At 69.0% G+C, this 10,484-nt stretch carries 10 protein-coding genes; 2 read left to right on the top strand and 8 right to left on the bottom strand.

What is annotated here, in order from left to right; genetic code table 11:
* Nucleotides 1–16: 16 nt before the first annotated feature.
* The 8 genes from KCH48_RS23100 to KCH48_RS23065 form a co-directional block, all read right to left on the bottom strand.
* Nucleotides 17–1,069: a glutamate ABC transporter substrate-binding protein gene (locus KCH48_RS23100; protein ID WP_246885742.1), complete on the bottom strand. Its 1,053-nt coding sequence runs from the start codon at nucleotides 1,067–1,069 to the stop codon at nucleotides 17–19.
* 14 nt (nucleotides 1,070–1,083) lie between these two features.
* The gene (locus tag KCH48_RS23095) at nucleotides 1,084–2,514 is read right to left on the bottom strand and encodes a hypothetical protein (protein ID WP_246885741.1); all 1,431 of its coding nucleotides are present in this window, start codon (nucleotides 2,512–2,514) and stop codon (nucleotides 1,084–1,086) included.
* 307 nt (nucleotides 2,515–2,821) lie between these two features.
* Nucleotides 2,822–3,793: an N-acetylglucosamine kinase gene (locus KCH48_RS23090; protein WP_210576606.1), complete on the bottom strand. Its 972-nt coding sequence runs from the start codon at nucleotides 3,791–3,793 to the stop codon at nucleotides 2,822–2,824.
* Nucleotides 3,784–5,049, bottom strand: coding sequence for a 6-phospho-beta-glucosidase (locus KCH48_RS23085; protein WP_210576605.1), 1,266 nt, complete (start codon nucleotides 5,047–5,049; stop codon nucleotides 3,784–3,786). Before KCH48_RS23085 ends, KCH48_RS23090 begins: the two co-directional genes overlap by 10 nt.
* 7 nt (nucleotides 5,050–5,056) lie before the next feature.
* A complete protein-coding gene (locus tag KCH48_RS23080) occupies nucleotides 5,057–5,950 on the bottom strand; it encodes a carbohydrate ABC transporter permease (protein WP_210576604.1) in 894 nt (297 codons plus the stop codon).
* A complete protein-coding gene (locus tag KCH48_RS23075) occupies nucleotides 5,950–6,891 on the bottom strand; it encodes a carbohydrate ABC transporter permease (protein WP_210576603.1) in 942 nt (313 codons plus the stop codon). Before KCH48_RS23075 ends, KCH48_RS23080 begins: the two co-directional genes overlap by 1 nt.
* Nucleotides 6,891–8,228 (bottom strand): ABC transporter substrate-binding protein, encoded by a 1,338-nt coding sequence (locus KCH48_RS23070; RefSeq protein WP_210576602.1) that lies wholly within the window; start codon nucleotides 8,226–8,228, stop codon nucleotides 6,891–6,893. The genes KCH48_RS23075 and KCH48_RS23070 overlap by 1 nt, the downstream gene beginning before the upstream one ends.
* A gap of 111 nt (nucleotides 8,229–8,339) precedes the next feature.
* A complete protein-coding gene (locus KCH48_RS23065; protein ID WP_210576601.1) occupies nucleotides 8,340–9,551 on the bottom strand; it encodes an ROK family transcriptional regulator in 1,212 nt (403 codons plus the stop codon).
* 232 nt (nucleotides 9,552–9,783) lie between these two features.
* On the opposite strand from KCH48_RS23065, the gene KCH48_RS23060 reads away from it, so the two are divergent.
* Complete coding sequence (locus KCH48_RS23060) at nucleotides 9,784–9,981, top strand: hypothetical protein (RefSeq protein WP_210576600.1); 198 nt, start codon at nucleotides 9,784–9,786, stop codon at nucleotides 9,979–9,981.
* A gap of 82 nt (nucleotides 9,982–10,063) precedes the next feature.
* The gene (locus KCH48_RS23055) at nucleotides 10,064–10,483 is read left to right on the top strand and encodes a VOC family protein (protein WP_210576599.1); all 420 of its coding nucleotides are present in this window, start codon (nucleotides 10,064–10,066) and stop codon (nucleotides 10,481–10,483) included.
* Nucleotide 10,484: the final 1 nt, after the last annotated feature.

The following is a 10,484-nucleotide window of genomic DNA, read 5'->3' as shown; positions in this document are numbered from 1 at the left end:
GGACGTTGACGGTGGTTCAGCTCTTGCGCAGATACTGCGGTGCGGGCGGTTCCGCCTTCGCCGGGTCCGCACCCAGTGTGGCCGACAACCACCTGTCGTACGACGCCTGCCAGCCGTTCGCGGTGTCCTCCCGGTAGTCCACGAGGATCTGGTTGACCCGGCGTACCAGATCGTCGGCGTCCTGCTTCATCGCCACGCCGTAGTACTCGGTGGTGAAGGGGGCGCCCTTCAGCTCGACCGTCGGATCCTGCGCGGCCTGGCTGGCGGCGAGCGCGCCGTCGGTCACCACGGCGTCGGCCTCGCCGAGTTGGAGGCGCACCAGACAGTCGAGCTGGTTGGGGACAGTGGTGGATATGTTGGCGGAGGCGACCAGTTCCTTCGCCTTCTGGTCCTTCTCCAGCTTGCTGTACGCGGTGGAACCCTCGGCCGTGCAGATCTTCTTGTCGGCGAGCGAGTCGTCGTAGCCGGTGATGGCCGAGGACTTGGGGGCCAGGACCTGCTGGCCGGTCTTGAAGTACGGCGCTGAGAACGCGACCTCCTTGAGGCGGCTGCAGTTGATCGTCATCGTGCGGACGATCATGTCGACGCGGCCTTCCTGGATGGCCGGGATGCGCTGGTTGGTGGGGATGGCCTTGAACTGGACCGCGTCCGGGTCGCCGAGGATCTCCTGGGCGATCCGGTGGACCAGGTCGATGTCGAAGCCCTCCAGCTCGGCCGTACCGGCGCTGTTGGGGTTGCGGTAGCCCCAGCGGTAGCTGTTCTGGTCGACGCCGACGATCAGCTTCCGCTTCTGGCCCTCGCGGGCCTTGATGGCGTCGATGGTGGAGCCGTCCGCGCCGGACGGGGACAGAGTCTGCTTCTCCGGGTCGGTGCACTCCTCGGCCCGCGCCTGGCTGCCGTGGGCGACCTCCTGGCCGTCCGTGCCCGTGCCGTCGCCGGTGGACTGGGTCTTCGGCAGCAGCAGTGCGAAGGCCAGCGCCAGGGCGCACACGACCGCCATCGCACCGACGCCGCCCCAGCCCTTGAGGCCGGCTCGGAGGCGGCGAAGGGAGAACCTCCGTGCATGCATCGTCACGCCCCCTTTCATCGGTACTCCGACAGCCTGCGCCCGATGCCCAGTACCGCGCCAGCGGCACCGAGCACCGCGAGGACGGCGGCGCCCACCGACAGACCGGTCATCGCGTCGAGGCCGTCACCGGCGGCCTGCTTGAACTCGGTCTGCTCGTGCTTGAGTGCCGTGGCGAGGTTCTTGTCGACGCTGTCGAAGCACTCGCCGGTCGCGCCCTTGGTCACGCCCTGGGCGCCGATCACCTTCTCCAGCGCCTGCTCGTAGTTGCCGTTCTCGTCCTCCGCGCGGGCGGCGGTGTGGCGCTTGTGCCACTCCTCCATGTTGCCCACGGCCGCCGTGACCGGCTGCTCGCCGGAGTTGTCGTCGGCGAGATTCTCGGCCGCGGTCAGGCCCTTGGCGAGGGTCTTCATGTCCTTCTGGAAGGTGTAGTCGAACTTGTCGAGGGTCTGGCCGCCCGGGGTGGTGACCGTCTCGGCGCCGCGGGCGACCAGCGTCAGGTTCTCGTTGCCGCGTGCCTTCAGAGAAGCGATCCGGGCGTCGTTCAGCACGTTCAGCGAGCGGACTCCGTGGTCGTACGAGTCGCCCAGGCCCGCGCGGGCGACGCTGTGGCCGACGACCAGCCAGAGCAGCACCACCGTGGCCGTCGCGGTCGCGGCGACCAGGCCGTGATTGAGCACGCGGTTGGTGCGCCGGTAGTTGCGGTGCTGGGCCCAGGCCAGCCCGGCGAGCACAAGGACGCCGAGAGCGATCGCGGCCCAGGGATACGGCGTCGCGTCGTCGTAGTCGGCGCGCAGCCGCTGCTTCTCCTTCGTGTAGAGATCCTCGGCCGCGGGGAGCATCTCGGTCTGCATCTTCTCGTTCGCATACCGCAGATACGCGCCGCCGACCGGGAAGCCCTGCCGGTTGTACGTCCGGGCGCGCTCGACCAGGCCCTTGTACTCCGGCAGCAGCTGGTTGAGCCGGGCGATGGTCTCAGCGGACGGGGAGTCGGGCTCCGAGTTCGCGGCGGCGTTGACGAGCTTGGCCGCGGCGGTGCGGATGTCCTTCTCGTACCGCTCGCGGGTCGCCGCCGACTCCTGGCCGCCGGCCAGGAAGCCGCTGGAGGCCGCCGTGTTGGCGTCGGCGAGGGAGCGGTAGATGTCGGCCGCGTCCGAGCTGAGCGGCTGGCTGCTGTGCAGTACGGCGTCGGCCGCGTCCGCCCGCTCGGTCGTCTGCCAGGCCGTCACGGCACCGAAGGCGACGACCAGCAGGGCGAGGACCGCGCCGATGATGCGCAGGCGGCCCGGTTCCGTGGTGGCCGCCGCGCGGAGGCGGTCGACGCCCTCGGCGAACGCGGTGCGGCGGGGCGGCTCGGTGGGGTCCGGGGCGGCCGATCCCTGTGGTGCGGGGGGAAGGGATGGGCCGGGTGTGCCGGGGTCGCCCGGTGGTGGCGGTAGTGATGGCATCGTGGGCACGGCGCCCGCTGGTGGCGCCGTGCTGCTTTTCGGCGAGTGTGTCACTGCTGACCTCCCCCATGGTCATCCTTCGCCGCAAGTATCGCTGCCGGGACTGACATTCCGCACCGGCCTTCACTGGATCTTGATCGGATCGCAGCGGTGTAGCCCGAGTTTCGGGCATGACGTGGGCACTCCGCACCCTCCCCTGCCCATGAATACGCCGGGGGAATCGGTTCGGTTCCATCGGGGGGCGGGTGGGAGCTCTGGGTGTCATGTCCCGTTGTGGCGGCGGTGCTCTGTCACATACGCGCCGGTGCTACGTCACATACTCACTCCGCACCCGTTCCTGCGCCTCGGCCCCCGCCCTCACCCGGTCGAGCCCCAGCAACACCGCCCCCAGCACCGGCCGCGCCCGCACCACTCGCGCCACCGCCTTCGGAGCGCGTTCCGCCAGCAAGTCCCGGATCCGGTCGTCGAGTTGCGCGTGCCCCGCGGCCAGCACCCCGCCCCCCAGCACCACCGGCGTCTCCTCCTCCAGCAGCCCCAGGTGGGTCAGGGCCACCGTCGCCATCGTCACCACCTCGTCGGCCAGCCGGTCCACGATCGCCCGGGCCACCGGGTCACCGTCCGCCGCGGTGGCGAAGAGCACCGGCGTCAGTTCGTGGCGGCGCAGCGGCTCGATGTGCTCCAGGTGCAGGGCCTCGATGAGGGCGTACATGGAGTCGAGGCCGAAGTGCGCGGGCAGGGCGTGGGCCAGTGCCGTCGGTTCGCCCCTGCCGTCCTCCGCGCGGGCCGCGAACCACAGCGCCTCCTCCGCCAGGCCCCAACCGCCGCCCCAGTCACCGGAGATACGGCCGATCGCGGGGAAGCGGGCGGTGTTGCCGTCGGGGTGCATGCCGACGCAGTTGATGCCGGCGCCGCAGACGACGGCGACCCCGCGTGGTTCGGTGACCCCGGCTCGCAGGATCGCGAACGTGTCGTTGCGGACCTCGACGGTCGTGCCCCACGCGCGCGTGTGCAGCGCGGCCGCCAACTGCTCCTCCTCCACGGGGAAGTCGGCGTTGGCCAGACATGCCGAGACATGGTCGGCGGAGGTGACCCCGGCGTCGGCGAAGGCCCGCCGCACGGCCTCGGCGACCACGTCCAAGGCCGTCTCCACGCCGACCGCGGGTGGCCGGAATCCGCCGCCGCGTGCCGTGGCCAGGACCTGCCCGTCCGCCGCCACCACCGCCACGTCGGTCTTGCTGTTGCCCGCGTCGACGGCGAGGACGGATGCGGTCATGCCCACGCGAGATGCTCCCGGTTGTGTGCGATCAGTCGGTCGGTGAGGGTTTCCGCGTACGCGTACTGCCCGATCAGCGGGTGGCACAGCAGAGCCCGGAAGACCCGCTCCCGGCCGCCGTGCAAGGCCGCCTCCAGCGCCAGGTCCTCATACGCCGTCACCTGCGCCATCAGCCCCGCGTACAGCGGGTCCACGGCCGGTACGGGCAGCGGCGACGGACCCTGGGGCCCCACCGCCGCCTGCACCTCGATCACCGCGTCGTCCGGCAGGAAGGGCAGTGTGCCCCGGTTGTAGGCGTTCACCACCTGATACGGGTTCCCCCCGCCGCCCAGCAGCCCCGCCGCCAGGTCCACCGCGGCCTCCGAGTAGTAGGCACCGCCCCGCTGGGCGAGCAGCTCCGGTTTCTCGTCCAGGGCCGGGTCGCCGTACATCGTCAGCAGCCGCCGTTCCATTTCGGCCACTTCGGCGGCCCTGGACGGCTTGGTGCGCAGTTCTCGTACGACCTCGTCGTGCGCGTAGTAGTAGCGCAGGTAGTACGACGGGACGACGCCCAGGCGGTCCAGGAGCGGGCGGGGCAGGTGCAGGTCGGCGGCGATCGGGTCGCCGTACTCCGCAAGGAGCTTGGGCAGTACGTCCTCGCCCTCGGGGCCGCCCAGCCGTACGCCCGTCTCCCAGGTGAGGTGGTTGAGGCCCACGTGGTCCAGGTGGACCTCCGCGGGGGCGACGCCCAGCATGTGGGCGAACTTCCGCTGGAAGCCGATCGCCACGTTGCACAGGCCGATCGCCTTGTGGCCCGCCTGGAGCAGGGCGCGGGTGACGATGCCGACCGGGTTGGTGAAGTCGATGATCCAGGCGTCCGGGTTCGTACGACGGACCCGTTCCGCGATGTCGAGGACGACCGGCACCGTGCGCAGCGCCTTGGCGAGGCCGCCCGCGCCCGTCGTCTCCTGGCCGACGCAGCCGCACTCCAGGGGCCAGGTCTCGTCCTGCTGGCGGGCCGCCTGACCGCCGACGCGGAGCTGGAGGAGCACGGCGTCGGCGCCGTCGACCCCCGCGGCCAGATCGGAGGTCGTGACGATCCTGCCGTCGTGGCCCTGCTTGGCGAAGATGCGCCGGGCCAGCCCGCCCACCAGCTCCAGCCGTTCGGCCGCCGGGTCGACCAGCACGAGTTCCTCGATCGGCAGGGAGTGCCTCAACCGTGCGAAACCGTCGATGAGTTCGGGTGTGTAGGTCGAGCCGCCGCCGACCACGGTGAGTTTCATGAACGGATCAACCCTTTACTCCGGTGAGAGTGACGCCCTCGACGAACGCCTTTTGCGCGAAGAAGAACACGAGGATCACGGGGGCCATGACGAGAACGGTCGCGGCCATGGTCAGGTTCCAGTCGGTGTGGTGCATGCCCTTGAAGGACTCCAGGCCGTAACTCAGCGTCCAGGCGCTCTGGTTCTCCGAGGCGTAGATCTGCGGGCCGAAGTAGTCGTTCCAGGCGTAGAAGAACTGGAACAGCGCCACGGCGGCGATGCCGGGCTTCGCCATCGGAACGACGACCTTCAGCAGGGTGCGCAGCTCTCCGCAGCCGTCGACCTTCGCCGCGTCCAGGTACTCGTTCGGGACCGTCATCAGGAACTGGCGGAGCAGGAAGATCGAGAACGCGTCCCCGAAGGCCATCGGGATGATCAGCGGCCAGAGCGTGCCGGACAGGTCCAGCTGCTTCGCCCAGAAGAGGTACATCGGGATGACGACCACCTGCGGTGGCAGCATCATCATCGAGATCACCAGCATCAGGGACAGATTGCGGCCCCGGAAGCGGAACTTGGCCAGCGCGTACGCCACCGGAATCGACGACACGACTGTAAGGATTGTTCCCAGTCCGGCATAGAGCAGCGTGTTCCGCCACCAGGTCAGGAAGCCGGGTGTGTCGAAGACCTTCTGGTAGTTGCCCCACTCCCAGGTGTCCGGGATCAGGTCACGGCTGAGGGCCTGGCTGTCGCTCATCAGCGAGGTCAGGAAGACGAACACGAAGGGGAGTACGAAGAACAGAGCGGCGGCGACGCCCAGCGCGTGGACCGCGATCCACTCCAGGACCGCCTTGCGACGGGCCGTGCGCTCGGCGGGGGAGTCCGGAGCCCTCAACTCCACCGGCTTGTCGAGTACTTGCGTCATCAGTCACCTGCCTGGATGAGACCGCCCCGGCGCCGCATCAGGAACGCGGTGAACATCATCGACAGGGCGAAGAGGACGAGGGCGACGACACAGGCGGAGCCGTAGTCGAAGCGCTGGAAGCCGAGGTTGTAGACGAGCTGGGGGAGCGTGAGGGTGGATTTGTCCGGGTAGCCGGGCTCGAACTGCGTGCCCGCGCCCTGGATCACGCCCGACGCGACTTTCCCCGCGACCAATGGCTGTGTGTAGTACTGCATGGCCTGGATCACGCCGGTGACCACCGCAAACATCACGATCGGCGAGATGTTGGGAAGGGTTACATAGCGGAACCGCTGCCACGCCGACGCCCCGTCCAGCTCGGCCGCCTCGTACTGCTCCCGGGGCACGTCGAGCAGCGCCGCCATGAAGATGACCATGAGGTCGCCGATGCCCCAGAGGGCGAGCAGGGTGAGGGCGGGCTTGGACCAGATGGGGTCGTTGAACCAGCCCGGGGCCGGCAGGCCCACCTTCTCGAGGATCGAGTTGACCGGACCCGTGCCGGGGTTGAGCAGGAACGCGAAGGCCATGGTCGCGGCGACGGGCGGGGCGAGGTACGGCAGATAGAAGAGCGTGCGGAAGACGCCCGTGCCCGTCTTGATCTTGGTGATCAGCAGGCCCACGCCGAGCCCGAACACGACCCGCAGGCTCACCATGATCACGACCAGCCACAGGGTGTTGCGCAGGGCGGGCCAGAAGAAGGTGTAGTGCTCGAAGACGTAGGTCCAGTTCTGCGTTCCGCTCCACGTCGCCGGTTTGAAGCCGTCGTAGTGCATGAACGAGAAATAGACGGTCGAGATCAGCGGATACGCGAAGAAGACCGCGAAGCCGATCAGCCAGGGCGACATGAAGGCGGCCGTACGCAGTGCCGATCGGCGGCGCTTCGACGCGAGGGTGATCGTGGCCATTACCGCGCCTGCGCGATGTCCGTGTCGATCTGCTTCGCCGCCTTGGCGAGGCCCGCCTTGAGATCGGTCTCCTTGCCGCTCTCGTAGTCGTATCCGAACTCCTGGATCGTGGCCAGATACACACCGCCGTTGACGGACGCGGGAGACGTCGTGGAATTCGGGTTCGCCGCGATCTCCAGGAACGTCTTGAAACGCGGGTCGTACTTCAGCTTCGGCGACTTCAGGGCTTCCAGCGTGGACGGCACATTGTGGATCGCGTTGGAGAAGCCGACCACCGCGTCCGTGTCCGTGGTCATGTACTTCACCAGTTCCCAGGCCGCGTTCTGCTTCTCGCTGGTCGCGGCGATTCCGGCGATCGTCCCGGTGATGTAGCCCTTGCCGTACTCATCGGCCTGGTCGTCGGGCACGGGCAGCGGGGCGACGCCGATCTCGAAGTCCGTCTTCGCGTCCAGGGCCATGCCGAGGCGCCATTCGCCGTCGAGCTGCATGGCGACCTGACCGGTGTGGAAGGGGTGTTTGGGACCCCATTCGTCGCCGAGCGTGGCGCGATAGGTCTCCAGTTTCTTGTATCCGCCGAGTGCGTCGACGAGCTTCTTCTGGAGGGTGAAACCGGCCTCGAAAGCGGGGTCCTTGGCGAGGTTGGACTTGCCGTCCGCATCGAAGTAGGTGGGGGAGAACTGGCCGAGGTAGTGCTCGGTCGTCGACTCCCAGCCGTGGTAGTTCGGCATGAAGCCGAGTTGTTTGTACGTGTTCCCTTGAGTGATCGTCAGTTTCTTGGCGACCGTCTCGAATTCGGACCAGGTCTTGGGCGGGCTCTTGATGCCGGCCTTGTCGAAGGCCGTCTTGTTGTAGTAGAGCCCGTACGCGTCACCCAGCAGCGGCACGGTGCATCGGTTGCCCTCGAACTGCGTGTACTCGTTCATCGCCTTCGGGAAGGTCTTCTCCGGGTCGATCTTCGACTTCTCGAAGAACGGGTTGAGGTCGACCAGGGCGTCGGACGAGCAGAACTTGCCGACGTTGTTCGTCGTGAAGGACGAGATGACGTCGGGGGCCTTGCCGCCACCGGCCCGCAAAGCCTGGTTGATCTTGTCGTCGGTCATGTTGCCGACGACGTTGACGTGGATGTTGGGGTGCGCCTTCTCGAAGCCGACGATCAGCGACTTGACGGCCTTCACCTCGGCGGGTGCGCTCCAGGCGTGCCAGAAGTTGAGGGTCGTCTCCTTGGAGGCGTCGTCCTCGGCACCGGAGCTCGACTGGCCGGTGCAGGCGGTGGCGAGGAGGGCGATGGAGGCGGAGGCGGCGAGCGCGATCGCGGCTTTCCGGGATATTCCGGGCATGACAAGGACTCCCTGGGGCGGGGCGGGGCGGGAAGGAAGGTGTGGCGCGAGGAAAGGAGATGTGGCGAGGGAAGAAGCTGTGGCGAGGGAAGAAGGTGTGTGACTACCGGGTCAGCGGGAGGTGTCGAAGACCTCGTCGCGGGTTGCTGCCAGCGCGCTCTCCAACGCGCCGCGCAGCACGGGGTGTTGATGGACGCCGCCCACGACGAGCCGGGGTCGGGCCGCGGCCAGCTCCTCCAGCTCGGCCTGGACGAGGGCGCGCAGCACCTCGCCGCCGGAGGCGAGTGAGGAGCCGCTGAGGACGACGAGTTCGGGGTCGAGGACGGAGACGAGGGAGGCGAGACCCGTGGCGAGCCGGGTCGCGTAGGTCTCGAGGAGCAGCCGGTTGAGGACCGTGTCCTCCGCGGCGGCCCGCGCGACGAGAGCGGCGGCGACTTCTGCGTGTGACCCCGAGGGGATGTCGGAGATGCCGATCTCACGCGCGAGGTGGGGGATGGCCTGCGAACCGGCCAGCTCCTGGTAGCCGCCACTGTTGGCTTTGGTCACCTGCCGCACGAGCGGTGCGCCGGGGACCGGCAGGAAACCTACCTCTCCCGCACCGCCGGTCCAGCCGCGGTGCAGCCGGCCGCCGAGGACCAGGGCGGCACCCAAACCCCCTTCGTTCCACAGCAGCACGAAGTCCTCGTGCCCCCGGGCCGCCCCCAGCCGCTGCTCGGCGACGGCGACGAGGTTGACGTCGTTCTCGTACTCGACCGGCATCGGTAGCGCGGCGGCGAGTTCGTCGAGGAGCGTGGGGGAGTGCCAGCCCGGGAGGTGGGAGGCGTAGCGGAGTCGGCCGGTGCCGGGGTCGAAGGCGCCGGGGGTGCCGATGACGAGCCGGTGGAGGTCGGCGCGGGCGAGCCCGGCCGCCTTGACGGCGCCGTCGAGGGCGTCGGTGACCTGTTGGACGACGGGCCCCTTGGGTCGCCTGCCGGGGGTCGCAAGCTCGTACTCGCCGACCGTGCGGCCGGTGATGTCGGCGACGGCGGCGTGGATGCGTTCGGGGGTGACGTCGAGCCCCGCGGCGTACGCGGCGGTCGGGTTGACCGCGTACAGCTGGGCGCCCGGGCCCGGGCGGCCCTCGCTGGTGCCGGTGACGAGGACGAGCCCGGCGGCCTCCAGGCGGGCCAGGAGCTGGGAGGCGGTCGGCTTGGAGAGGCCGGTGAGCTTGCCGATCTTCGTACGGGACAGGGGGCCGTGCACCAGGAGGAGGTCCAGCGCGGCACGGTCGTTCATGGCGCGCAGGACGCGCGGGGTGCCCGGCGTACCGGCGGTTCCTGCCATGTGAGTCGACACCTGCCTTTCAGCCGCCCAGCTTTTCAGTGCCGGGGGAGGGAAGTCCATCGAGGGCGCTCGGCGGAGCCTCGCCCGGTCACTGTTAGGAAAGTTTCCTATCGCGGTGTTCAGGAAGGTAAGCCCGGCGCGAAGGGGGCGTCAAGAGAGGTCGGTGCAACCGCTGCTGCCAGGATGGCGTGATCACAACAGAACGCGACCCCAACAGAAGGAGGGGCGGCGCATGGCCGTACTCGTCTTGTCCGTCGTCCTCGTGCTCATCGTCGGCGCGTGCGTCTGCGTCGTCTGGGCGCAGCGGGGCGGCCCGCGCTGGGTGCGCGCGGTGGCCGCTGTGACGCTGGGGGTGGGCGAGGTGGTGCGCTTCGTGGGGCGCATCAGCAGCGGGAGCGGGAAAACGGGCTCCGGCTCCAGCAGCGACTAGTCCATAGCGAATCCCGATGATCCACAGCGAACCCCGGCCGCGTGATGATCCACAGCGAACTCCGACCGAGTCAGGAGAAACCATGAAGCCGAAAACCGTCGTCCTCTCGCTTCCGGTCGCCGACCTGGACCGGGCCCTGCGCTTCTACCGGGACGGACTGGGTCTGACCGCGGCGGCCGAAGACGAAGGCGCCGTCCTCTTCGAGCTGCCGAACCTGTCGCTCTTCCTGATCGAGCGCGAGGAGTACGCGACCTACACCGACCGTGCCGGCGTCGCCACTCCCGACGCCGCCGTGGCGGGCGCCTGCGTCATCTCCTGCGCCATCGGCAGCAGGGCGGAGGTCGACGACATCCTCGCCCGAGCCACGGCGGCGGGCGGGTCGGTCCCCAAGAGCGCGGGCACCTATGACGGTTCCTACATGGGCTACTTCACCGACCCCGACGGACACCTGTGGGAACTCGTGTCCAACCCGCGGACCCAGTCGGCCGCGGCACCGGAGTAGT

Source organism: Streptomyces sp. GESEQ-4 (assembly GCF_017948455.1).
Taxonomy (GTDB): Bacteria; Actinomycetota; Actinomycetes; order Streptomycetales; family Streptomycetaceae; genus Streptomyces.
Note: the sequence above shows the minus strand (reverse complement) of the source record. Positions and strands in the feature narration are given on the sequence as shown.

Excerpts from the sequence above, each read along its gene's own strand:
- KCH48_RS23100 (WP_246885742.1), bottom strand. The coding sequence starts at position 1,069 with ATGCATGCACGGAGGTTCTCCCTTCGCCGCCTCCGAGCCGGCCTCAAG.
- KCH48_RS23085 (WP_210576605.1), bottom strand. The coding sequence starts at position 5,049 with ATGAAACTCACCGTGGTCGGCGGCGGCTCGACCTACACACCCGAACTC.
- KCH48_RS23075 (WP_210576603.1), bottom strand. The coding sequence starts at position 6,891 with ATGGCCACGATCACCCTCGCGTCGAAGCGCCGCCGATCGGCACTGCGT.
- KCH48_RS23080 (WP_210576604.1), bottom strand. The coding sequence starts at position 5,950 with ATGACGCAAGTACTCGACAAGCCGGTGGAGTTGAGGGCTCCGGACTCC.
- KCH48_RS23060 (WP_210576600.1), top strand. The coding sequence starts at position 9,784 with ATGGCCGTACTCGTCTTGTCCGTCGTCCTCGTGCTCATCGTCGGCGCG.
- KCH48_RS23070 (WP_210576602.1), bottom strand. The coding sequence starts at position 8,228 with ATGCCCGGAATATCCCGGAAAGCCGCGATCGCGCTCGCCGCCTCCGCC.
- KCH48_RS23095 (WP_246885741.1), bottom strand. The coding sequence starts at position 2,514 with ATGCCATCACTACCGCCACCACCGGGCGACCCCGGCACACCCGGCCCA.
- KCH48_RS23065 (WP_210576601.1), bottom strand. The coding sequence starts at position 9,551 with ATGGCAGGAACCGCCGGTACGCCGGGCACCCCGCGCGTCCTGCGCGCC.
- KCH48_RS23055 (WP_210576599.1), top strand. The coding sequence starts at position 10,064 with ATGAAGCCGAAAACCGTCGTCCTCTCGCTTCCGGTCGCCGACCTGGAC.